The following is a 23,683-nucleotide window of genomic DNA, read 5'->3' as shown; positions in this document are numbered from 1 at the left end:
CACAGTTAACGAAATCCCTGAAGCGAATGCCGGAGCAGATGTTACCATAGAAGAAGGACAAAGCACAACGCTCACAGTTACAGGAGGAACGAGTTACCAATGGAGTAATGGTTCAACATCACAGAGTATTACCGTTAGCCCAAATGTTACAACAACATATTCTGTAGAAGTCTTTGCTAATAATTGTTCCTCATTTGACGAAATTAAAGTAAACATAGTTGAACCAATTGTAGCATATGCTGGAAGAGATGTAACCATATGTAGTGGGGATAGTGTTGAACTTACAGCTTCAGGAGGCTCAAAATATAATTGGAGTACAGGAGAAATCACAGAAAGTATCATTGTTGCTCCAACACATACAAGTGTTTATGAAGTAACTGTTAGTAATGGAATATCACAAGATACTGACAAGGTCAAAGTTACAGTTATACAATGTCAGAGTTCATCACTTGATTTAAATGATAATTTATCAAACAATGTTGAATTTTCTGTATTTCCAAATCCAACTAGTGGTACACTTAATGTAAAACTTTTAGAATTAAGTAACTTATCCAATTTGATGCTTTATGATATGCTTGGTAAAGCTTTAGTAAACAAACCAATCGATCCCGGTGCAGATTTAGAATTTAAATTAGATTTGTCTTCCTATCCAAAAGGAATTTACATTTTAACAATTATTCAAAATGGTGAGCCATTTTCAAAAAAAGTAGTCTTGCATTAACTGTTTTGAATTAGTTGACTATTTTATTTCTTTCACTGTTGTTAGGCTATCACAATTTTCAACTAATATAGATATATCTTTTTGGTTAACCTGTTTTTCTATAAAATAGAATCCACAGGGTTTTTTTCTTGTTTCACTTTTTGAAAAATTGATCTTACCATTCAAAAGAATATTTTTTATGGATGCTGTATCAATCGATCCGTTTTCAAGTAATTCAATCACAGAAGGGCTATATTCAATTTTTTTTGAATTTATTTTCTTTAAAACACGGGCTTGAGGCCCGTAATCACAAGAAACTCTTTTTCCATTTAAAAAAAAGGCCAATATTACCAATCCTATTGAGAATCCTCCCAAATAGTAACCAATACGTTGAATTAATTTCATTAAAAAATAAGTAAATTGATATCGCTATGTTTTAAACCAAACCATTCACCAACGGATCTATTGGTTAAAATTCCGTGGTAAAAGTACAATCCATTTTTTAATCCTCGGTCTAATTGTAGGGAATTTTCTATACCACCTTCGTCTGCAATTTTTAATAGGTAAGGTGTAAAAATATTGCTAATGGATATTGATGCGGTACGTGCATATCTTGCTGGAATATTTGGAACACAATAATGAATAACACCGTGTTTTCTAAAAGTAGGTTTTTTATGCGATGTAACTTCACTAGTCTCAAAACATCCTCCCATATCTATACTAACGTCAATGATTACCGCACCTTCTTTCATAGCTTCAACCATTGTTTCTGATACTAATATTGGCGATCTATCTTTGCCTCTTACCGCACCAATAGCAATATCGCAACGTTTCAAAGCCTTTGATAGATTTTTAGGTTGTAAGGTAGATGTAAAAATAGTTCTATTTAAATTGGTTTGAATTCTTCGGAGTTTCGTAATTGAATTATCGAATATCTTAACATTTGCACCTAATCCAATGGCACTTCTTGCAGCAAATTCTCCTACAGTACCTGCTCCAACAATAACTACTTCAACTGGAGGAACACCACTAATATTTCCAAACATTAGTCCATTTCCATCATTTGCATTAGAGAGTAATTCTGAAGCAATTAAAACTGAAGCAGTTCCAGCTATTTCACTTAATGATTTTACGGCAGGATATGATCCGACGTCATCCCTTATATATTCAAATGCAATGGCTGTAACTCTTTTTGTAGCTAAAGCTTCAAAGTATTTTTTTGATTGAGTTTTAATTTGTAGAGCTGAAATAATCAACGTTTGTGGATTAATCAATTTAATTTGCTCTAAACTTGGTGGTTCTACTTTTAGAATAATTGGACATGCAAAAACTTTGGCAGTATCATTAGTTATTTCTGCTCCAGCTTCGCTGTAATCTTTATCGTTAAAGTTTGCTTCTTCTCCAGCACCTTTTTCAAGAAGTACTCTGTGCCCATTACTGACTAATGCAGAAACAGCATCAGGAGTAAGGCAAACACGCTTTTCTTGATAGTCTGTCTCTTTTGGAATTCCAATAAATAACTCTCCTTTTCGTTTTAGTATTTCGAGTTTTTCTTCTTGAGGAAGTAATTGTTGTTTTGTAAATGGAGACATTGATTTAGCCATGCAAGTTGCAGTTAAATAAAAGTCAAATTACGAATATTTTTTTGATTGATTTACGAACTCTTTAAAAATAATCTTTTAATCTTTCAAAGAACCCTTTTGGACCAATTCTAAATTCATCTTCAAGTTCTTGCATAGTTTTCTTATTAATTCGATTAAAGATTCTAGCACGTATTAAATAAATGGATGGTATAATAATAGCCATGATTGGGAACAAATACATAAGTTGGTTAGAATCTACTCTTAAATCTTCAATAAGAGTACCAAAAATTTGGTAAATATACATTGCAATAGGTACTAAAAGAACATGATACCACCAATGTCTACATGTAAAGAACCAAATGAATAATAGAAATAAAGGAATAATTTTTCCAGTAACTATCCACATTGCTACTTGAGCATTCTCATAAAAACCACTATCATAAGTAAATAAAAAAGTGTTCCAAACTTTTGTGCTTGGAACACTTTCGTGTAAATAAAACAAATACGGTGTTATAGCTATTAATGTAGCAACTATGCTACCAATAACTAAACTTTTTTTATCCGCATGTTGGCTTTTTGATTGCCGCTCTTTCAACGTTGTTTGTTTGTCCATCTAAATCTAAAGCTTGAGCTGTAAACAACACGCCTCCAAAGATTGCAATTGCGATTAAATACTTTTTAGTTTTCATCTTATAAGGGATTTAATTAATTAATTACCCAAATGTAACTAAAGAGTATTTCGAAGATTAGACCCAAATGTTAAAATTATGTTAAAATCAATGTTTTTGGGGCTTAACGATTACGGTTTTTCCGTAATTCTTCAAAATTTGGAGCTTTATTTTGTTTTCAACTCATTAAATATCTAACTATTTTAATTTGTTTTTTTCTTTAATAGAGTTTAGTTTTAAAGTCCTGCTATTGTCTGAATTTAAAACCAAATCTATTATATCAACTAATTTTGGTAAAATACTTTGTATTTTATCTGGCCATTCAATTATGCACCAATTGTTTGAATACAAATATTCTTCAACTCCAAAATTATAAGCTTCTTCTATATCATTGATTCGATAAAAATCAAAATGATATATTATTTCACTTTTTGTATGATATTCATTTACAATTGAAAATGTTGGACTTGTAACTTCATCTGCACTTCCTAAACTTTTTACTATTTGTTTTATGAGTGTTGTTTTGCCAACACCCATATTACCATAGAGTAAAAGTGTTTTTGTTCTTGCATTCTGAATAAGTTGTTTCGCAACTTTATCAACATTATCCAAAGTGTAAATTAATTCCAAACACAAAATGTTTTACAATACAATATTAGGAAATAAATTTGACAAAAACTAATAAAAATTGCATTTCGTCGATGATATATGCATTACACAGAGTTATTTTGGATTCAATACAATAAAGGGAATGATCATTTCTTCTAACGAAACACCACCATGCTGGTAGGTATTTCTGTAGTAGGTAACATAATGATTATAGTTGTTTGGGTATGCAAAAAATAAGTCACCTTTGGCAAAAATAAATGAACTACTCATGTTTATTGATGGCAAATGTATTTCTTCTGGGTTCTTTGAAACATAAACGTCTTTGTTTTCATAAGTAAGACTTCTCCCCGTTTTGTATCTTAGATTCAAACTTGTATCACGATCTCCAATAACTTTTGATGGGTTTTTTACATTAATCGTACCATGATCTGTTGTTAAAACTAGTTTAAATCCTAATTGTTGGGCTTGCTGAATAATTTCTAGTAAGGGTGAATTTTTAAACCAACTTTGAGTGAGTGAGCGATAGGCTTTGTCATTAGAAGCCAATTCTTTTACAACTTCCATTTCGGTTTTAGAATGAGAAAGCATATCAACAAAATTGTAAACAACAACAGTTAGATCATTATTTTTTAGACCCTTAAAGTTTTCTGCTAATTTTTTACCAGACTTTAAATTGGTTATTTTATAGTATTCATATTTTAAATGATTTAAACCTAGTCGCTTCATTTGAGTTTCTAAAAATTCTGCTTCATGAAGATTTTTTCCTCCTTCATCGGTGTCGTTTTTCCATAAATTCGGATACAATTTCTCCATATCACTAGGCATTAGACCAGAAAAAATTGCGTTTCGGGCGTATTGTGTGGCCGTTGGCAAAATACTGTAATAAGGAATTTCTGTTTCTTTTTTATAGTAGTTGTTTATTGTTTGCTCAAATGATTTCCACTGGTCATAGCGTAAATTATCAATAACAACCATGAGAACAGGTTGCTCTTTATTTAACAACGGAACAACATTATTTTTAAAAATCGTATGCGACATTGTTGGAGCATCAGAATCTTGAGAAAACCATTTAGCATAATTTTTATCAATGAATTTACCAAACTGGGTATTTGCTTCTATTTTTTGCGATTCTAATATCTCAAACATCCCTATATCTTCAATGTCTTCTAACTGAAGTTCCCAATAAACAAGCTTTTGATATAGGTTAGCCCAGTCCTCAAAAGAATTGACCATAGCCATATCCATGGCAATTTTTCTAAACTCTTGTTGATAACTTGAAGTTGTTTTTTCAGAGACCAATCTTGAGTTATCCAAATTCTTTTTTAAACTCAATAAAATCTGATTTGGGTTTACAGGTTTAATCAAATAATCCGCTATTTTGCTTCCTATAGCTTCTTCCATGATATACTCTTCTTCACTTTTGGTTATCATCACTACTGGAAGATTACTTTGAATTTCTTTTATCTCTGTAAGCGTTTCTAAACCTGTGAGCCCTGGCATATTTTCATCCAAAAAAACAATATCAAAAACTTTGTCATTTAAGATTTCCAAGGCTTCTGTACCACTTTGACAAGTAGTTACATTATAGTGTTTTTGTTCTAGAAAAATAATGTGAGGTTTTAATAAATCTATTTCATCATCAACCCACAATATATTTATGTTGTTCATATAGTTATATTTGTAAAAATTTAGTTTTAAAAAGCTTTTGAATAAACTTAAAATATTAAACGACCCAATTTACGGATTTATTACTATACCAAATTCGTTAATTTTTGAATTAATAGAACACAAGTATTTTCAAAGACTCCGTAGAATTTCTCAAATGGGTCTTTCATATCTAGTGTATCCTGGTGCACATCACACCCGTTTTCATCATGCAATTGGTTGTATGCATTTAATGCAAAAATCAGTTAATGTTCTTCGCTTTAAAGGAGTTACGATATCTGAAGATGAAGAAAACGCCCTTTATATTGCCATTCTACTACATGATATTGGGCATGGCCCTTTTTCTCATGCTATGGAAAATAGTATTGTAAATGGCGTATCGCATGAAGATATTTCTTTGATGTTTATGGAGTTTTTAAACGAAGAATTTAACTCAAGTTTAACGCTTGCAATTAAAATTTTTAAAGGAGAATATGAAAGAACGTTCATGTGCCAGCTTATATCTAGTCAATTGGATATGGATCGTGCTGACTATTTAAAACGTGACAGTTTTTACACAGGTGTAGCAGAAGGTAATATTAATAGTGAAAGATTAATTACTATGCTCAATGTGGTTGACAATAAGCTTGTTGTTGAAGAAAAGGGCATTTACAGTGTAGAAAAGTTCTTAATATCCAGACGTTTTATGTATTGGCAAGTATATCTACACAAAACAAGTCTTGTAGCAGAACAATTATTGATTAAAGTATTGAAACGGGCTAAAGAATTAATTAAAAAGGAAGTTGAACTAAAATGTAGTTATTCATTGACCTATTTTCTGAAAAATGAAATCACTCATCATAATTTTGATTCAGAAACCCTCAAAATTTTTTCAAAGCTTGATGATTTCGACATAGTTTCTGCCCTGAAAGAATGGCAATTTTGTGATGATTTTGTTTTGAGTAATTTATGTGAGATGCTCATTAATAGGGATCTTTTAAAAATAAAAATAAAGAATAAAAAAATTAAGCATAAGTTGCTTAAAAAGCATCTTTCCGATTTAAAAACTAAATATGATATTGATGATTATGAAGCTTCTTATTTTGTGTTTAATGGAGAGATATCAAATCAAGCATATCAACTTAAAGACAAAAAAATAAATGTATTATATAAATCCGGAAAGATTGAAGATATAGCAAAGGCTTCAGACCAGTTAAATCTTAAAGCGCTCTCTAAACCGATTACCAAATATTATATATGCTACCCTAAAGAAAAACTTTAGGACATTTTTTCATATTTTTGCGACAATGAAATTTACCGCACACCAAATAGCAGGAATTTTAGAAGGTGACATTGTCGGGAATCCCGATGTTGAAGTTTCTAAACTTTCAAAAATTGAAGAAGGCACAATAGGCTCATTAACTTTTTTGTCTAATCCAAAATACAAACCATTTATATACTCAACAAAAGCTTCCATTACAATAGTAAATAAAGACTTTCAATCAGAAAACGATATTTCTACTACTTTAATTAAAGTTGAGGACGCTTACAAAGCATTTTCTACGCTGTTAGAATATTACAATCAAGTTAAGCTTAATAAACATGGCATAGAGCAACCTTCTTTTATTTCAGAAAGTGCTAAATTAGGTAAAGATGTTTATATTGGAGCTTTTTCATATATAGGTAATAATGTTATTTTAGGAGATAATGTAAAAATTTTTCCGAGTTCACATATAGGAGATAATGTAGTAATTGGTGATAATACTGTTGTTTTTTCTGGAGCCCAAATTTATTCTGATTGTATCATAGGTAAAAATTGTGTTATCAATTCAGGAGTAATTATTGGTGCTGACGGATTTGGTTTTGCCCCGAATGAAAAAGGTGAATATAATAAAGTACCTCAAACAGGAAATGTTATTTTAGAAGATTATGTTGATGTTGGTGCAGCTACAACCATAGATAGAGCGACTCTAGGATCCACTGTAATAAGAAGAGGCGTGAAATTAGATAATCAGATTCAAATTGCTCATAATGTTGAAATTGGAAAGAATACTGTTATTGCTGCGCAAACCGGAATTGCAGGTTCTACAAAAATAGGAGAGAATTGTCAAATTGGTGGTCAGGTTGGTATTGTTGGTCATATTACTATTGGCAACAATGTGAAAATTCAGGCACAATCTGGTATTAGTAGAAATGTTAAAGATAACGAAGTGCTTCAAGGTTCTCCTGCTCTTTCCTATGGAGATTACAATAAATCTTATGTACATTTTAAGAATCTGCCAAAAATCGTCAAAGAAATTAATGATTTAGAAAAAAAAATAAATGGCAATAGTTAATACTGAAGTAAAACAAAGAACAATTGCAAAACCAATATCACTAAAAGGTGTTGGATTACATACTGGTAAAGAAGTTACCCTTACATTTCAACCTGCTGCTGTTAATGCTGGATTAGCATTTAAACGTGTAGATTTAGAAGGCAATCCACTTATAGAAGCAGATGCCAATTATGTTACAAATACCAAAAGAGGCACTTGTTTAGAAAAGAATGGAGTAAAAATTCAAACATCCGAACACGTATTGGCTGCACTGATAGGTTTAGATATAGATAACGTGATTATTGAGCTTGATGCTTCTGAACCTCCAATCATGGATGGTTCTTCAAAATTCTTTGTCAAAGCATTGGAAGAAGCAGGAATTGTTGAACAGGATGGATTTAGGGAAGAATATGTTGTTACTGATGTAATCTCTTATACCGACGAAGAGTCTGGAAGTGAAATATTAATCATGCCTTCTAAAGAATACCAAGTAACGGCTATGGTAGATTTTGGAACTAAAGTTTTAGGTACGCAAAATGCTACTCTAAATCATATTTCAGATTTTAAAAAAGATATTGCAGATTCTAGAACATTTAGTTTTTTGCATGAAATAGAAATGTTATTGGAGCATGGTCTCATAAAAGGAGGCGATTTAAATAATGCTATTGTTTATGTAGATAAGAAATTATCTCCAGAAACTATGGAGAAGCTAAAAGTTGCATTTAAAAAAGATTCAATATCTGTAAAACCAAATGGTATTTTAGATAATCTTACCTTACATCATCCAAATGAAGCTGCAAGACATAAATTACTTGACGTAGTTGGCGATCTGGCTTTAGTGGGTACACGCTTAAGGGGAAAAGTTATAGCCAATAAACCGGGGCATTTTGTAAACACACAATTTGCCAAAAAAATGTCAAAATTAATTAAAAACGAAAGACGCAATAATGTTCCTAATATTGATTTTTGTCAACAGCCATTGATGGATGTTAATCAAATCATGAATATGCTGCCACATAGGCAGCCTTTTTTATTGATTGATAAGATTTTCGAATTAAGTGAATCACATGTTATTGGTTTAAAGAATGTTACAATGAATGAACCTTTCTTTGCAGGGCATTTTCCAGGAGCTCCTGTCATGCCAGGAGTTTTAATCGTTGAAGCCATGGCTCAAACAGGAGGTATTTTGGTATTAAGTACTGTACCTGATCCTGAAAATTATTTAACATTTTTTATGAAAATTGATAATGTAAAATTCAAACAAAAAGTTGTGCCTGGAGACACATTAATATTTAAATGTGATTTAATCACACCTATTCGTCGCGGTATTTGTCATATGCAAGGTTATGCCTATTCCAACGGAAAACTTTGTGCCGAAGCAGAATTGATGGCACAGATTACTAAAGTAAAATAATGTTGACTTTTTCAAAATTTAAAATATGAACCAACCATTAGCATACGTACATCCTGGAGCAAAAATCGCAAAGAATGTTGTTATAGAACCATTTACCACAATCAACAATAATGTGATTATTGGAGAAGGAACTTGGATTGGTAGTAACGTTACAATAATGGAAGGTGCTCGAATAGGTAAGAATTGCAATATTTTTCCTGGTGCTGTAATTTCTGCCGTGCCTCAAGATTTAAAATATAATGATGAAGATACTACTGTTGTGATTGGCGATAATGTTACAATAAGAGAATGCGTTACTATTAATAGAGGTACTATAGATAGAATGAAAACTGTAATTGGCAATAATTGTTTAATTATGGCCTATTGCCATATTGCTCACGATTGCATTGTCGGTAACAATTGTATTTTTTCTAACAACAGTACATTAGCAGGCCATATTACAGTTGGTGATTATGTTGTGTTAGCAGGTATGACTGCCGTTCATCAGTTTTGTTCAATAGGTAACCATGCATTTGTGACAGGAGGTTCTTTAGTAAGAAAAGATGTGCCTCCTTTTGTTAAGGCGGCTCGTGAGCCATTATCTTATGTTGGAATAAACTCTGTTGGATTGAGAAGAAGAGGATATTCCAGTGATAAAATTAGGGAAGTTCAAGATATATATAGAATTCTTTATCAAAAAAATTACAATAATACTCAAGCGGCCGAAATAATTGAAGCCGAAATGGAAGCAACTCCAGAACGTGACGAAATTCTTCAATTCATAAAAAATTCACATCGTGGAATAATGAAGGGTTATTTTAAATCAAATTAATTTATGGCAAGTACATCAGATATTAGAAACGGATTGTGTATAAAATACAATCACGATATTTATAAGATAATCGAATTCTTACATGTAAAGCCTGGCAAGGGACCAGCATTTGTAAGAACAAAATTAAAAAGTGTAACCACTGGTAAAGTTATAGATAACACATTTTCTGCTGGGCATAAAATAGAAGATGTTAGAGTAGAAACACATAAGTTTCAATATTTATATAATGATGGAGAATTTTATCATTTTATGAATACTGATGATTATACACAAATAAGATTATCAGAATCAACACTTGATAATCCTGGATTAATGAAAGAAGGAGAAGTTGTTACTGTACTTATAAATACTGAAGATAACATGCCACTTTCAGTTGAAATGCCAGCAAGCGTTATTCTAGAAGTGACACATACTGAACCAGGTGTAAAAGGAAATACTGCAACCAATGCCACAAAACCAGCAATTGTTGAAACAGGAGCAGAGGTGAATGTTCCATTATTTATTAATGAAGGAGATAAAATTAAAATTGAAACAGATAAAGGAACATATAAAGAACGAATTAAAGAATAACTTCAGTTGAAATTACCTAAACAATACACATTAAGTGAAATAGCAAATTTAATAAACTGTAAATTTGTTGGCTCAAAAGATTTTCCCGTTCTAGGAATGAATGAAATTCATGTTGTTGAGCCTGGAGATATAGTATTTGTTGATCATCCAAAGTATTATGATAAAGCACTTAATTCAGCCGCAACTATCATATTGATAAATAAAGAAGTCGAATGTCCAGAAAATAAGGCATTACTTATTAGTGATGATCCTTTTAGAGACTTCAATAAATTAACGCAATACTTCAAACCGTTTAAACAGAGCCAAAAGCATATTTCTAATTCAGCTAAAATTGGAAAGAATACAGTAATACAACCTAACTGTTTTGTCGGAAATAATGTAGTTATAGGAGATAATTGTCTCATACATTCTAACGTTAGTTTATATGACGATACTATAATAGGAAATAATGTTACTATCCATTCTGGAACAGTGTTAGGAGCCAATGCGTTCTATTATAAAAAACGACCTGAAGGTTATGACAGATTGTTATCAGGTGGAAGAGTTGTTATAGAAGATGATGTAGATTTAGGTGCATTATGTACTATTGATAGAGGAGTATCAGGAGATACAATTATAAGAAAAGGATCTAAATTGGATAATCAGATTCAAATTGGGCACGATACTATTGTAGGTAAAAAATGTCTCATTGCTTCTCAAGTTGGTATAGCAGGTTGTGTGGTTATTGAAGACGAAGTTACTATTTGGGGACAAGTAGGTTGTACAAGTGGTATCACTATAGGCGAAAAAGCTGTTATTCATGCACAAACAGGAATTAGTAAATCTCTTGAAGCAAATAAAGTATATTGGGGAACTCCGGCACAAGAGGCCAGGTTAGAATTAAAGGAAAAAGCTAATATAAAAAGGATCCCTGAAGTTTTAGAAAAACTTAAAAAAATAACATAAAAACTAGTTTTAAAAACTACTTTTGCAAATAGGTATTTGATAAATAAAAAATGGTATAAATGAGTGTTTTAGTAAATAAAAATTCGAAAATAATAGTACAAGGTTTTACTGGTAGTGAAGGAACCTTTCATTCTACTCAAATGATTGAATATGGTACAAATATAGTTGGAGGTGTTACACCAGGAAAAGGAGGGCAACTACATCTTGATAAGCCTGTATTTAACACCGTAAAAGATGCTGTGGAAGAGGCAGGAGCAGACACTTCAATAATTTTTGTTCCACCGGCATTTGCAGCAGATGCAATTATGGAAGCGGCTGATGCAGGTATAAAAGTAATCATAACAATTACTGAAGGAATACCAGTAGCTGATATGATAAAAGTAGCTGATTATATAAAAGATAAAAATTGCAGACTTGTTGGACCAAATTGTCCTGGAGTGATTACACCAGAAGAAGCTAAAGTAGGAATTATGCCTGGTTTTGTATTCAAAAAAGGCAAAGTAGGTATTGTGTCCAAATCTGGCACCTTAACATATGAAGCTGCAGACCAAGTGGTTAAACAAGGTCTTGGTATAACTACTGCAATTGGTATTGGTGGCGATCCAATAATTGGAACAACCACTAAAGAGGCAGTTGAAATGTTAGTAAAGGACTCTGAAACAGAGTGTGTCGTTATGATTGGAGAAATAGGTGGTCAGTTGGAAGCAGATGCTGCTCAATGGTATCTAGAAAGCGGAAGCAAAAAACCGATTGTTGGCTTCATCGCTGGAGAAACGGCACCAGCAGGTAGAACTATGGGTCATGCTGGAGCAATTGTTGGAGGTAGCGATGATACAGCTCAAGCCAAAAAGAAAATCATGAAAGACTGTGGAATTCATGTAGTAGATTCTCCAGCTGAAATTGGTAAAAAAGTTGCCGAAGTCTTATCTTAATTATAATAATTTTAACACAAACTATTTGTAAATAGTACTTTCTTTAACAATTTTTACGAATTGTTTTATTTCAATTTATTTTAAATCAAACAAAAAAATGAAAAATATCAAATTCTTTTTTTCTATTGTTCTTGTTGTTCTTTTTGTTAGTTGCAAAAACAATAATGAATCTACTTATAAAACTGAACAGCATACAGATGCTAATGGTTTTAGTTATGAGACCGTTACAAATGATCCGACAGGTTTACGATTATACACTTTGGATAATGGTCTGAAAGTATATTTAAGTAAAAACAATGATGAGCCTAAAATTCAAACCTATATTGCTGTTAGAGCTGGATCAAACTATGACCCAAAAGAAACAACAGGATTAGCACATTATTTAGAACATATGCTTTTTAAAGGCACTGATGAAATTGGAACTCTAGATTGGGAAAAAGAAAAAGTTTATTTAGAGCAAATTTCAGATTTATATGAAGAGCATAAAGCTGAAACGGATATTGAGAAGAAAAAAGAAATTTATAGAAAAATCGATTCTGTTTCATTAATTGCTTCTAATTATAGCATTGCAAACGAACTTGATAAAATGGTAAACTCTCTTGGAGCTACTGGAACCAATGCTGGTACATGGAAAGAATTAACGGTTTACATGAATAAAATACCAGCAAATGAATTAGAAAAATGGCTGCAACTAGAAGAAGAGCGTTTTAGTAAATTAGTTTTACGATTATTTCATACTGAATTAGAAGCGGTTTTTGAAGAATTTAATAGGACTCAAGATAATGACTCTAGAAAGAGTCTTTTTGCAATGATGGATGGGTTATTTCCATTACATCCACTTGGACAACAAACAACAATTGGTACTGGAGAACATTTAAAAAATCCATCAATGGTTGCCATTCATAATTATTTTGATAAGTATTATGTACCAAATAACATGGCAATGGTATTGGTTGGCGATTTAAATTTTGACGAAACCATTAAAAGAGTAAATAATGCCTTTGGGAAATTTGAAAATAAAGAAGTTGTACATCCAACATTACCAGTTGAAGAGCCTATATTAGAGCCTGTTGTTAAAGAGGTATTTGGGCCAACATCCGAAAACCTATCAATCGCTTTTAGATCAAAAGGTTCTGGATCGCAAGAAGAAAAATTAGTGACTTTAGCAGATATGATTTTAACCAATGGGAATGCAGGATTAATAGATTTAAACTTAAATCAAAAACAATTGGTGCAAAATGCAGGTAGTAGCCCATCATTTTATAACGATTATGGTTATCATGAATTCACTGGCTCACCAAAAGAAGGACAAACACTAGATGAAGTTAAAGGTTTACTTTTGGAACAAATTGAAAAACTTAAAAAGGGTGAGTTTGAAGATTGGATGCTAGATGCGGTTATTAACGATTTAAAATTAAGACAAACCCGGAGTTATGAAAATAGTACCGCTCTAGCTTCAGCATATTTTGAAGCTTTTATTCGTCGTAAGGATTGGATTGAAAATGTAAAATTTTTAGATGAATTAAAAAAAATAACAAAACAAGAATTAGTAGATTTTGCTAATACATTTTATAGAGATAATTATGTAATTACTTATAAGCGCAAAGGCCAAGATCCTAACGTTGTTAAAGTTGAAAATCCTGGAATCTCACCTGTAAATCTTAACAGAGATAAAAGTTCTGACTATTTAGTAAACTTTAATAAAATTGAGTCTGCTCCGTTAGAACCTCAATTTGTAGATTATGCTACAGCTTTAAAGGAAACAAAAACAGATAGTGGTCTCAAAGTATCTTATGTTGAAAATGAGATAAATGATTTATTCAATTTAGAGATCATTTTCGATATGGGAAGCGATAATGATAAGAAATTAGCTTTAGCAGTAGGATATTTGGAATATTTAGGAACAGATAAATATTCACCAGAAGATTTAAAGAAAGAATTTTACAAATTAGGAATAGATTATCATGTGGTTACTGGTTCAGAAAAATCATACGTTGGGATAAGTGGTCTAAAAGAAAACTTACCTAAAGGACTTGAACTTCTTGAGAATCTTTGGGCTAATGCAATTCCAAATCAAGAATCTTATGATAAGTATATAGACCAAATCGCTAAAGCACGTCAAGACAACAAAACTCAAAAAGGAAGTATATTATTCACAGGTTTATTAAACTACGGTAAATATGGTGAGAATTCTCGACTGCGTAATATTATTCCTGTTAGTGAATTAAAGTCAATCAATCCACAAGAATTGGTTGACTTGGTTAAAGATTTAAAAAACTACAAACAACGTATTTTTTATTACGGAAAAGATATAGATGCTGCAGTTGCTGCGCTAAACACTCATCATCAAACAGCTTCAGATTTGAAAGATTACCCAGAACCAGTTGTGTACACAGAAAAAGAAACTGGAGGCCATGTTTACTTTGTTGACTACGATATGGTACAATCTGAAATGATTTTTATAGCCAAAGGAGAGCCATTTAATCCAGAAACCATTGGAACAGGTCCATTATTTAATGAATACTTTGGAAATATTGCTTATACAGAAATCAGAGAATCTAAAGCTCTAGCATATGCAGCTCAAGTTGTTTATAGACCTGCAAGTGATAAGGATGAAAATGATGATTTAATAGCCTATATAGGAACACAAGCTAACAAAATCCCTCAAGCAGTTGATGGTATGATGGAGGTAATGAGTAGTTTCCCAAAAATTCCTGAAGATTTTAAGAATGCAAAAGAAGCAACACTTAAAAAGATTGCTGCAGAGCGAATAACAAAAGCTAACATTTTTTGGAATTATGAAAGACTTCAAAAAAGAGGTTTAGATTATGATATAAGAAGAGACCTTTACAAAAATCTTAAAGACATGTCTTTGGAAGATATGGAAGCATTCTTTAATGATAGAATTAAAGGAGAAAGCTACAACATTATGGTTATTGGTAATAAAAAGGATTTAGATTTTAATGCATTAAGCAAATTAGGAGAAATTCAAGAATTGGATGTTGATTACCTATTCAATTATGAAAAACCAGAAGATGTAAAATTATAATTTACAGCACTTATTGTTAAAAACCTCACAAGAATTTGTGAGGTTTTTTTATTTGATGCAACTTGTATTTGCTATATTTGAAAATCAACTAATCATTAACTTTATTATGAAATTATTAGAAGGAAAAACAGCTATCATTACAGGAGCAAGTAGAGGAATTGGTAAAGGAATAGCCCAGGTTTTTGCACAACAAGGAGCTAATGTAGCTTTTACATATAGTTCTTCGGTTGAAGCTGCTCAAGAATTGGAAAAAGAATTGAATTCTTATGGTATAAAGGCAAAGGGATATCAAAGTAATGCAGCAGATTTTAATCAGGCTCAAGAACTTGCAGAAGACGTTGTTAAAGAATTTGGAAGTATAGATGTGCTTGTTAATAATGCTGGTATTACTAAAGACAACCTATTAATGCGTATTACCGAAGAAGATTTTGACAAAGTGATAGAAGTCAATTTAAAATCTGTTTTTAACATGACCAAAGCTGTACAACGTACGATGTTAAAACAGCGTAAAGGCTCAATCATAAATATGAGTTCTGTGGTTGGTGTTAAAGGCAATGCAGGACAAACAAATTACGCAGCTTCAAAAGCAGGGATTATTGGTTTTTCAAAATCTGTTGCATTAGAGTTAGGTTCAAGAAATATTAGAAGTAATGTGATTGCTCCTGGATTTATCGAGACAGAAATGACTGCAAAATTAGATGAAGATACAGTAAATAGTTGGCGGAATGCTATTCCATTAAAAAGAGGAGGCACTCCAGAAGATATTGCTAATGTTTGTGTCTTTTTAGCCAGCGACATGAGTGCTTATATAACGGGCCAAACCTTAAATGTAGACGGAGGAATGCTAACATAAATTATGTCTGCAGCAACAGTTTTATATATTATATTATCTGGAATTATAGCGCTAGTAATAGCGCTTTTTCAGTATGTATATAAATCAAAGCGAAGTAGACTGAATCTAATTTTTACAGGATTAAGATTTGTAACATTCTTTTCAATTTTTCTGCTTTTGGTCAATCCAAAATTTGAACAAATAACAAATTCGGTTGAAAAACCGAATTTGGTGATAGCTGCAGATAACTCAAGTTCTGTTTTGTATTTAGAACAAAATCAAAAAGAACAAGAATTAATTAGGGCTATTAAAAATGACGAAGCTATTAATGAAAAATTCAATGTAAATTTTTACACGTTTGGAAATAATTTGCAACCAAAAGATTCTCTTTCTTTTACTGATGAACAAACCAATATCAGTAAAGCTATTTCAGAATTGAGTCAGATTTATAAAAATAGTATAGCTCCAATGATACTAATTACAGATGGAAATCAAACTTATGGAAACGACTATGAGTTTACTTCATCATCATACAAACAGCCCATTTTCCCTGTAATTTTAGGAGATACTACAACGTATGTTGATTTGCAAATCAAACAATTAAATGTCAACAGATACGCCTATTTGAAAAATAGGTTTCCAGTAGAAGCAATAGTTACTTATAACGGTAACGAAAATATAACAACTGACTTTACAGTAAGTTATGGAAATACCATCGTTTATTCTGAAAAGATCTCGTTTAGTAGAACAAATACATCAAGTATTATAAACTTTGCTTTACCAACAAACACAGCTGGTGTTCATACATACAAGGCTACAATTTCTACAATTAATAACGAAAAAAATAAAGTTAACAATAACAAAAATTTTGCAGTTGAAGTTATTGATCAGAAAACCAATATAGCTATGGTGAGTTCTTTTTTGCATCCAGACCTTGGTGCGCTTAAGCAAAGTATTGAAAGTAATGAACAAAGAAGCGTTACTTTTTTAAAGCCAAATGAAGTTAAAGATAAATTAGATGATTTTCAGTTGGTGATATTATATCAGCCAAACAGAAGCTTCAATAACCTATATGAAGTTCTAAAAGCACAAAACAAGAATACATTTGTAATTACTGGCTCACAAACAGATTGGCGTTTTTTGAATAGTATAAATAGTAATTATGAACACGAAATAACAAATCAAACGGAAAACTATCTTCCGGAGTTAAATAACAACTATTCAACATTTATATTAGATGATTTAGATTTTGAATCGTTCCCACCATTAAAATCAACATTTGGAAAAGTTACTTTTAATACTCCTGTTGAAATCCTATTGTATAAAAAAGTAGGCAATGTTTCTACAAAAGATCCTTTGCTGCTTACGTTTGAAAGCAACAATAGAAGAGAAGCGTTATTATTAGGTGAAAATTTATGGCAATGGCGTTCCCAAAGTTTTTTAAATACTCAATCCTTTAATCAGTTTGATAATTTTCTTGGAAAACTAATTCAATACTTATCCTCAAATAAGCGTAAAAGCAGGTTAAAAGTTGAATATGAATCATTTTATAACGGAAGTAGTAGTGTCATAATTAATGCACAATATTTCAACAAGAATTATGAATTTGATGCTAGAGAAACGCTTACAATAACTTTAAGGAATAAGGCTACTCAAAACATTTTGGAGTATCCATTTGTGTTGAAAAATAATTCATATCAGTTAGATTTGAGTAGTTTATCACCAGCTGAATATGAATTTACAGTTAGAGCAAAAAATGAAAATATCTCCAAATCAGGAATCTTTAAAATATTAGAATATAATATTGAGCAACAATTCTTAAATGCTAATGTAAAAAAGCTAAATCAAGTTGCTATAAACAGCACAGGGAAAAGTTATTTTATAGATAATTATAGTAATTTATCAGTTGGCTTATTAAATGACGAAAGATTCTTGGCAGTACAAAAAAACCATAAAAATATCATACCTTTGATAGATTGGAAATATCTGCTCTTTCTTCTAGTATTTTGCCTTGCAACTGAGTGGTTTTTAAGAAAATATAACGGACTAATTTAAAATAAAAATAATGGAAAAATTACCAAAAATTGGATTGCCAATTCTCGTGGCATTAATTGTATTAATAATATTAATTTCAAAATCTGCAGTAACCATAGATTCTGGTGAAGCAGGAGTACTATTTAAGACTTTTGGAGAAGGAGTTGTAATTGATGAACCACCAATGGGAGAAGGGTTTCATTTAGTTGCACCTTGGAATAAGGTTTTTGTTTACGAAGTTCGTCAGCAAGAGCTTTTTGAAAAAATGAAAGTATTATCATCTAATGGATTAGAAATTCAAATTGATGCGTCTGCTTGGTATGAACCAGTCTATAATGATTTAGGAAATCTGCATCAATCTTTAGGACAAGGTTATTTACAGCGTGTAATTCAACCTGCAATTCGTTCTGCTGCTCGTAGTGTTGTTGGTCGATATACACCAGAACAACTGTATTCTAGTAAACGTGATGCTATTCAAGACGAAATCTTTGCCGAGACTAAAAAAATTCTTGAAAAACAATATGTACAATTAAATGAAGTATTAGTTCGCGATGTCACCTTGCCTAATACGATTAAAGATGCCATTGAACGTAAATTAAAACAAGAACAGGAATCATTAGAATATGAGTTTAGATTGGTAACAGCTGCAAAAGAGGCAGAAAAGGTAATCATTGAGGCGCAAGGTAAAGCAGATGCAAACCGTATTTTAAGCGCATCATTAACCGATAAAATTTTACAAGATAAAGGTATAGAAGCAACTATCAAATTATCAGAATCGCCAAATAGTAAAGTGGTTATTATTGGTTCAGGAGACAGTGGAATGCCTATTATTTTAGGAAATCAATAAATATTAATGCTGTATTTTAAGAAATATTCAATAATTTGAAAATTAGACTTTAGTATTTGGAATTCTAAATATTTATTATGAATATTTGTACAGTACATAACATAATGAAATTTATTCAATCACATCATCACCATTTTCATACTTGCACTCAAGCGAGCTGAAAATGTATTGAATAGACTAAAATATATTTTAAACCCGTTTGAGTAAATCACGCGGGTTTTTAATTTAAAAAAATCTATGATTTGCTCAAACACATAAAAAACTAAAATGAGTAAATTAAAAATTGCAGTTCAAAAATCTGGTCGTTTAAATGAGGATTCAATGAAAATCCTTAAAGATGTTGGGATTTCAATAGACAATGGAAAAGACCAACTTAAAGCTTCCGCAAGAAACTTTCCAATAGAAGTCTTTTATTTAAGAAATAGTGATATACCTCAATACCTTCAAGATGGTGTTGTAGATGCTGCCATTATTGGTGAAAATATTTTAATTGAAAAAGGAAAAGGTATAGAAATTATTGAAAAACTAGGTTTTTCAAAATGCAAGGTTTCGGTTGCCATCCCAAAATCAAAAAAATACGATAGTATTCAAGATTTAAATGGAAAGCGCATTGCCACATCATACCCAAACACAGTAAACCAGTTTTTACTGGCAAATAATATAAGTGCTGAACTTCACATCATTAATGGTTCTGTAGAAATTGCGCCAAATATTGGTTTAGCTGATGCTATCGTTGATATTGTTTCAAGCGGAAGCACCTTGTTTAAAAACAACTTAAAAGAAGTTGAAGTCTTATTACAATCTGAAGCAGTATTGGCCATGTCACCTCAAATTCCTGAAGAAAATAGAGCTATTTTGGAGCGACTTCAATTTAGATTTCAGTCTGTTTTAAAAGGAAGACAAGCAAAATATATTTTACTCAATGCACCAAACGATAAACTTCAAGAAATTATCAATATTCTTCCTGGCATGAAAAGTCCAACAGTATTACCTTTAGCACAAAAAGGCTGGAGCTCCGTTCATTCTGTGATTAATAAAAATGAATTCTGGGAGATTATAGATGAGTTAAAAGCCAAAGGAGCACAAGGAATTTTGGTTTGCCCAATTGATAATATGGTATTATGACAACAATTGAAAACCCAAATAAAAAAGATTGGTCTACTATATTAAAACGTCCAACACAAACTGTTGATGACATTGAATCTACAGTTAATCAAGTTTTTAATGATGTCAAGCTATATGGTGACGAAGCCATTGAAAAGTACACATTAAAATTTGATAATGTGGTATTAGAATCACTTTTGGTCTCTAAAACTGAAATTGAAAAAGCGTCTATTAAAGTTTCAGAAGACTTAAAGCAAGCAATACAAACCGCAAAACTAAATATTGACAAATTCCATAGAGCACAAAAAACTGATAGAGTAGAAGTTGAGACTATAAAAGGAGTAATCTGTTGGCAAGAAAAAAGACCTATAGAAAAAATTGGTTTATATATTCCAGGTGGTACAGCGCCTTTGTTTTCAACAGTTTTGATGCTTGCTATTCCTGCACAAATAGCAGGTTGCAAGGAAATAGTTTTGTGTTCACCTCCAAATAAAGAAGGAAAAATAGCAAACGAAATTCTTTACACAGCACAATTGTGTGGAGTAACAAAAATCATCAAAGTTGGAGGAATTCAAGTCATTGCAGGATTGACTTTTGGAACAGCAACTATTCCTCAAGTGTATAAAATATTTGGGCCAGGAAATCAATTTGTAACCGTAGCAAAACAACTCGCAACCAAATACGGTGTTGCTATAGATATGCCAGCTGGACCAAGCGAATTATTAGTAATTGCAGACGATTCTGCAAATGCTGCTTATGTAGCTTCAGATTTATTAAGTCAGGCAGAACATGGTACAGATAGTCAGGTAATTTTAGTTTCTACATCCAAAAGTTTAATTGCAAATGTCTCAAAGGAAATCGATAATCAGTTGAATGAATTACCTAGAAAAGAAATTGCTCAAAAGTCTATTGCAAATTCTAAATTAATTTTTGTTGAATCAGACAAAATTGCATTAGAATTAATCAACGAATATGCTCCTGAACATTTTATTATTTGCTCTAAAAATGAAGAGTTATATATAAAGGGAATCGTAAATGCAGGATCCGTATTTATAGGCAATTACACGCCTGAAAGTGCTGGCGACTATGCATCAGGTACAAATCATACATTGCCAACGAATGGGTTTTGTAAAGCCTATTCGGGTGTCAATTTAGATAGTTTTACAAAGAGTATTACATTTCAGAAAATATCAAAAGAAGGCCTTCAAAATATTGGAAACGCCATTGAACTCATGGCAGAAGCTGAAGGTTTGCAAGCTCATAAAAATGCTGTTTCAATGAGACTAAAGGATATAAAACAAAAGTGATTTGTCATTCCGCAAAGACATTGAGCGAAGTCGAAATGTGACGTGGAATCCACAATGAATGAAAATTATGAAACAAATATTCAACATAAAAAACCTAGTAAGACAAAACGTCAAAAGCCTTAAGCCTTATTCATCTGCGCGCGATGAATTTAAGGATTTTAATGCAGAAATGGTGTTTTTAGATGCAAATGAAAATCCTTTTGATAATGGTATCAATCGTTATCCTGATCCACAACAAACCAATTTGAAAATATTACTTTCAGAAGCCAAAGGAATTGCAGTAGAAAATATTCTTTTAGGAAATGGAAGTGACGAAGTTTTAGATCTTATTTTTAGAGCTTTTTGTGAACCTAGTATAGATAATGTTATCATTTTGCCTCCAACGTATGGTATGTATGAAGTTTTAGCCAGAGTGAATGCAGTTGAAACTATAAAGGTTGAATTATCTGAAGACTTCCATCCAAATATTGAACAGATTTTAAAGGCTTCAAATGATAAAAGTAAAATCCTTTTTTTGTGTTCACCAAACAATCCAACAGGAAATAGTTTCAATAGTAATGATGTTGAGAGTTTATTAAAAAAGTTCAACGGAATTGTTGTAATAGATGAAGCTTATATCGATTTTTCAGAACAAGAAAGTTGGTTAAACTGTTTGGAAGAATTTGCTAATTTAATTGTCACACAAACGCTGTCTAAAGCCTATGCAATGGCAGGAATTAGGTTGGGAATTTGCTATGCTTCAAAAGATATTATTTCTGTTTTAAACAAAATAAAACCACCTTACAATGTTAATGAGCTAACACAGCAAAGAGCTATAGAACAGTTGTTGAATAAGGATTTAGTTAATGAGCAAGTCTCAAATATTCTTGCTGAAAGAAAAACATTGATAAAAGAATTGAAAACCATTGATTTTATTTCAGAAATATATCCAACAGATGCCAATTTTGTTTTAGTAAAAGTAGACGACGCTAAAGTACGTTATAATCAACTTATTGAAAAAGGAATTGTAACGAGAAACAGAACCAATCAACCATTATGTGAAAATTGTTTACGTTTTACGGTTGGTACAAGTGAAGAAAATAAGAAATTGATAAATGCACTAAAAAGTATATCATGAGTAAGAAAGTATTGTTTATTGATAGAGACGGAACGCTCATTAAAGAGCCTGCAGATGAGCAAATAGATTCTTTTGAGAAGTTGGTGTTTTATCCCAAGGTATTTCAGTATTTAAGTAGAATTGCAAAAGAACTGGATTTTGAAATCGTTATGGTCACTAATCAAGATGGTTTAGGAACAAAAGTTTATCCAGAAGACACATTTTGGCCAGTTCATAATTTCATTATAGAAACGTTTAAAGCTGAAGGCATTGAATTTAAAGAGCAATATATTGACCGAACATTTGCAAAAGATAATGCATCAACCAGAAAACCCAACACAGGTTTATTGACACAATACTTTTCAGATGAATATGATTTAAAAAACTCCGTAGTAATTGGTGATAGATTGACTGATATTGAATTGGCAAAAAATCTAGGTTCAAAAGGGATTTACATTAATGACTATACCAATTTAGGAACGAATGAAATTACTGTTAAACGAGAAGAATTAGATGGCTTCATTGCGTTAGAAACTAACGACTGGCAACAGATTTATGAGTTCCTTAAAACAGAAGACAGAACAGGAAGTATTGAAAGAAACACCAACGAAACCAAAATAAAAATTGATTTAAACCTTGATGGTACAGGGCAAAGTAATATTGATACTGGAATTGCTTTTTTTGACCACATGCTTGATCAAATAGCACGTCACGGACAATTAGATTTAAATATTAAAGTAGCTGGAGATCTTGAAGTTGATGAACACCACACTATTGAAGATACCGCGATTGCATTGGGTGAAGTATTTTCAAAAACTCTAGGTAATAAATTAGGAATAGAGCGTTATGGGTTTTGTTTACCAATGGATGATTGCTTGGCGCAAGTGGCTATCGATTTTGGTGGTAGAAACTGGTTAGTTTGGGATGCTAAATTTAATCGTGAAATGATAGGAAAAATGCCTACAGAAATGTTCTTTCATTTTTTCAAATCTTTTACAGATGGTGCCAAATGTAATTTAAATATTAAAGCCGAAGGCACCAATGAGCATCATAAAATTGAGGTTATTTTTAAAGCCTTTGCAAAAGCTATCAAAATGGCTGTAAAACGAGATATAGAGAAAATGATTCTACCATCAACAAAAGGAATGTTATAAAATTTATTATTCCGAACTGGACATTGAGCGAAATAGAAAAGTGATGCGGAAACTATTTTTAATAAAAAA

Annotated in this window: 22 protein-coding genes; 16 read left to right on the top strand and 6 right to left on the bottom strand. The window is 31.6% G+C overall.

Translation table 11 applies throughout. The features are described 5' to 3' along the window. On the top strand, positions 1-721 hold a 721-nt coding region (locus AAFP94_RS13255), incomplete at its 5' end, for a T9SS type A sorting domain-containing protein (RefSeq protein WP_316663225.1). Between the two features lie 18 nt (positions 722-739). Here AAFP94_RS13255 and AAFP94_RS13250 read toward each other — a convergent pair. From AAFP94_RS13250 to porX, 6 genes are all read right to left on the bottom strand, one after another. Next, a complete protein-coding gene (locus AAFP94_RS13250; protein ID WP_316663224.1) occupies positions 740-1,105 on the bottom strand; it encodes a hypothetical protein in 366 nt (121 codons plus the stop codon). Beyond that, positions 1,105-2,304, bottom strand: coding sequence for an alanine dehydrogenase (locus AAFP94_RS13245; protein ID WP_316663223.1), 1,200 nt, complete (start codon positions 2,302-2,304; stop codon positions 1,105-1,107). The genes AAFP94_RS13250 and AAFP94_RS13245 overlap by 1 nt, the downstream gene beginning before the upstream one ends. Before the next feature lie 61 nt (positions 2,305-2,365). Further along, positions 2,366-2,896, bottom strand: a complete 531-nt coding sequence (locus AAFP94_RS13240; RefSeq protein WP_316663222.1) for a hypothetical protein — start codon at positions 2,894-2,896, stop codon at positions 2,366-2,368. Further along, positions 2,841-2,972 carry a hypothetical protein gene (locus tag AAFP94_RS13235; RefSeq protein ID WP_316663221.1) on the bottom strand — a complete coding sequence of 44 codons (132 nt, stop codon included), beginning with the start codon at positions 2,970-2,972 and terminating at the stop codon, positions 2,841-2,843. Before AAFP94_RS13235 ends, AAFP94_RS13240 begins: the two co-directional genes overlap by 56 nt. A gap of 177 nt (positions 2,973-3,149) precedes the next feature. Then, positions 3,150-3,581 carry a tRNA (adenosine(37)-N6)-threonylcarbamoyltransferase complex ATPase subunit type 1 TsaE gene (gene tsaE, locus AAFP94_RS13230; RefSeq protein ID WP_316663220.1) on the bottom strand — a complete coding sequence of 144 codons (432 nt, stop codon included), beginning with the start codon at positions 3,579-3,581 and terminating at the stop codon, positions 3,150-3,152. A gap of 93 nt (positions 3,582-3,674) precedes the next feature. Next, complete coding sequence (gene porX / locus AAFP94_RS13225) at positions 3,675-5,228, bottom strand: T9SS response regulator signal transducer PorX (protein WP_316663219.1); 1,554 nt, start codon at positions 5,226-5,228, stop codon at positions 3,675-3,677. Positions 5,229-5,265: 37 nt separating this feature from the next. Here porX and AAFP94_RS13220 point away from each other — a divergent pair, with 37 nt between their 5' ends. The 15 genes from AAFP94_RS13220 to hisB all read left to right on the top strand — a co-directional run bounded on the left by AAFP94_RS13220 (position 5,266) and on the right by hisB (position 23,614). Further along, a complete protein-coding gene (locus AAFP94_RS13220) occupies positions 5,266-6,486 on the top strand; it encodes an HD domain-containing protein (RefSeq protein WP_316663218.1) in 1,221 nt (406 codons plus the stop codon). 25 nt (positions 6,487-6,511) lie between these two features. Beyond that, positions 6,512-7,540 carry a UDP-3-O-(3-hydroxymyristoyl)glucosamine N-acyltransferase gene (gene lpxD, locus AAFP94_RS13215; protein ID WP_316663217.1) on the top strand — a complete coding sequence of 343 codons (1,029 nt, stop codon included), beginning with the start codon at positions 6,512-6,514 and terminating at the stop codon, positions 7,538-7,540. Further along, entirely contained in the window at positions 7,527-8,933 is a 1,407-nt protein-coding gene (locus AAFP94_RS13210; RefSeq protein ID WP_316663216.1) for a bifunctional UDP-3-O-[3-hydroxymyristoyl] N-acetylglucosamine deacetylase/3-hydroxyacyl-ACP dehydratase, read from the top strand. Before lpxD ends, AAFP94_RS13210 begins: the two co-directional genes overlap by 14 nt. Before the next feature lie 25 nt (positions 8,934-8,958). Next, a complete protein-coding gene (lpxA, locus tag AAFP94_RS13205; RefSeq protein WP_316663215.1) occupies positions 8,959-9,744 on the top strand; it encodes an acyl-ACP--UDP-N-acetylglucosamine O-acyltransferase in 786 nt (261 codons plus the stop codon). A 3-nt stretch (positions 9,745-9,747) separates the two neighbouring features. After that, a complete protein-coding gene (efp, locus tag AAFP94_RS13200) occupies positions 9,748-10,314 on the top strand; it encodes an elongation factor P (protein WP_316663214.1) in 567 nt (188 codons plus the stop codon). Positions 10,315-10,320: 6 nt separating this feature from the next. Continuing rightward, entirely contained in the window at positions 10,321-11,259 is a 939-nt protein-coding gene (locus AAFP94_RS13195; protein ID WP_316663213.1) for a UDP-3-O-(3-hydroxymyristoyl)glucosamine N-acyltransferase, read from the top strand. A gap of 59 nt (positions 11,260-11,318) precedes the next feature. Further along, complete coding sequence (gene sucD / locus AAFP94_RS13190; protein WP_316663212.1) at positions 11,319-12,191, top strand: succinate--CoA ligase subunit alpha; 873 nt, start codon at positions 11,319-11,321, stop codon at positions 12,189-12,191. 97 nt (positions 12,192-12,288) lie between these two features. Next, positions 12,289-15,240: a M16 family metallopeptidase gene (locus tag AAFP94_RS13185; RefSeq protein ID WP_316663211.1), complete on the top strand. Its 2,952-nt coding sequence runs from the start codon at positions 12,289-12,291 to the stop codon at positions 15,238-15,240. A gap of 106 nt (positions 15,241-15,346) precedes the next feature. Then, positions 15,347-16,093, top strand: a complete 747-nt coding sequence (fabG, locus tag AAFP94_RS13180) for a 3-oxoacyl-[acyl-carrier-protein] reductase (RefSeq protein WP_316663210.1) — start codon at positions 15,347-15,349, stop codon at positions 16,091-16,093. A 3-nt stretch (positions 16,094-16,096) separates the two neighbouring features. After that, complete coding sequence (locus tag AAFP94_RS13175; protein ID WP_316663209.1) at positions 16,097-18,127, top strand: VWA domain-containing protein; 2,031 nt, start codon at positions 16,097-16,099, stop codon at positions 18,125-18,127. 10 nt (positions 18,128-18,137) lie between these two features. Then, positions 18,138-18,953: a prohibitin family protein gene (locus AAFP94_RS13170; RefSeq protein WP_316663208.1), complete on the top strand. Its 816-nt coding sequence runs from the start codon at positions 18,138-18,140 to the stop codon at positions 18,951-18,953. Positions 18,954-19,220: 267 nt separating this feature from the next. After that, positions 19,221-20,078, top strand: coding sequence for an ATP phosphoribosyltransferase (hisG, locus tag AAFP94_RS13165; RefSeq protein WP_316663207.1), 858 nt, complete (start codon positions 19,221-19,223; stop codon positions 20,076-20,078). After that, positions 20,075-21,364 (top strand): histidinol dehydrogenase, encoded by a 1,290-nt coding sequence (hisD, locus tag AAFP94_RS13160; protein ID WP_316663206.1) that lies wholly within the window; start codon positions 20,075-20,077, stop codon positions 21,362-21,364. The genes hisG and hisD overlap by 4 nt, the downstream gene beginning before the upstream one ends. Positions 21,365-21,431: 67 nt before the next feature. Continuing rightward, positions 21,432-22,481 (top strand): histidinol-phosphate transaminase, encoded by a 1,050-nt coding sequence (hisC, locus tag AAFP94_RS13155; RefSeq protein ID WP_316663205.1) that lies wholly within the window; start codon positions 21,432-21,434, stop codon positions 22,479-22,481. Beyond that, the gene (hisB, locus tag AAFP94_RS13150) at positions 22,478-23,614 is read left to right on the top strand and encodes a bifunctional histidinol-phosphatase/imidazoleglycerol-phosphate dehydratase HisB (RefSeq protein WP_316663204.1); all 1,137 of its coding nucleotides are present in this window, start codon (positions 22,478-22,480) and stop codon (positions 23,612-23,614) included. Before hisC ends, hisB begins: the two co-directional genes overlap by 4 nt. The last annotated feature ends 69 nt before the right edge of the window (positions 23,615-23,683 follow it).

It is taken from the genome of Gilvirhabdus luticola (assembly GCF_040117515.1).
In the GTDB taxonomy this organism is placed as follows: Bacteria; Bacteroidota; Bacteroidia; order Flavobacteriales; family Flavobacteriaceae; genus Gilvirhabdus; species Gilvirhabdus luticola.
Note: the sequence above shows the minus strand (reverse complement) of the source record. Positions and strands in the feature narration are given on the sequence as shown.

Coding starts and splice junctions, on each gene's coding strand:
- lpxA (WP_316663215.1), top strand. CDS start 8,959: ATGAACCAACCATTAGCATACGTACATCCTGGAGCAAAAATCGCAAAG.
- AAFP94_RS13210 (WP_316663216.1), top strand. CDS start 7,527: ATGGCAATAGTTAATACTGAAGTAAAACAAAGAACAATTGCAAAACCA.
- fabG (WP_316663210.1), top strand. CDS start 15,347: ATGAAATTATTAGAAGGAAAAACAGCTATCATTACAGGAGCAAGTAGA.
- hisC (WP_316663205.1), top strand. CDS start 21,432: ATGAAACAAATATTCAACATAAAAAACCTAGTAAGACAAAACGTCAAA.
- AAFP94_RS13245 (WP_316663223.1), bottom strand. CDS start 2,304: ATGGCTAAATCAATGTCTCCATTTACAAAACAACAATTACTTCCTCAA.
- sucD (WP_316663212.1), top strand. CDS start 11,319: ATGAGTGTTTTAGTAAATAAAAATTCGAAAATAATAGTACAAGGTTTT.
- AAFP94_RS13185 (WP_316663211.1), top strand. CDS start 12,289: ATGAAAAATATCAAATTCTTTTTTTCTATTGTTCTTGTTGTTCTTTTT.
- efp (WP_316663214.1), top strand. CDS start 9,748: ATGGCAAGTACATCAGATATTAGAAACGGATTGTGTATAAAATACAAT.
- hisB (WP_316663204.1), top strand. CDS start 22,478: ATGAGTAAGAAAGTATTGTTTATTGATAGAGACGGAACGCTCATTAAA.
- AAFP94_RS13235 (WP_316663221.1), bottom strand. CDS start 2,972: ATGAAAACTAAAAAGTATTTAATCGCAATTGCAATCTTTGGAGGCGTG.
- AAFP94_RS13175 (WP_316663209.1), top strand. CDS start 16,097: ATGTCTGCAGCAACAGTTTTATATATTATATTATCTGGAATTATAGCG.
- AAFP94_RS13170 (WP_316663208.1), top strand. CDS start 18,138: ATGGAAAAATTACCAAAAATTGGATTGCCAATTCTCGTGGCATTAATT.
- lpxD (WP_316663217.1), top strand. CDS start 6,512: ATGAAATTTACCGCACACCAAATAGCAGGAATTTTAGAAGGTGACATT.
- hisD (WP_316663206.1), top strand. CDS start 20,075: ATGACAACAATTGAAAACCCAAATAAAAAAGATTGGTCTACTATATTA.
- AAFP94_RS13250 (WP_316663224.1), bottom strand. CDS start 1,105: ATGAAATTAATTCAACGTATTGGTTACTATTTGGGAGGATTCTCAATA.
- hisG (WP_316663207.1), top strand. CDS start 19,221: ATGAGTAAATTAAAAATTGCAGTTCAAAAATCTGGTCGTTTAAATGAG.
- AAFP94_RS13240 (WP_316663222.1), bottom strand. CDS start 2,896: ATGGACAAACAAACAACGTTGAAAGAGCGGCAATCAAAAAGCCAACAT.
- porX (WP_316663219.1), bottom strand. CDS start 5,228: ATGAACAACATAAATATATTGTGGGTTGATGATGAAATAGATTTATTA.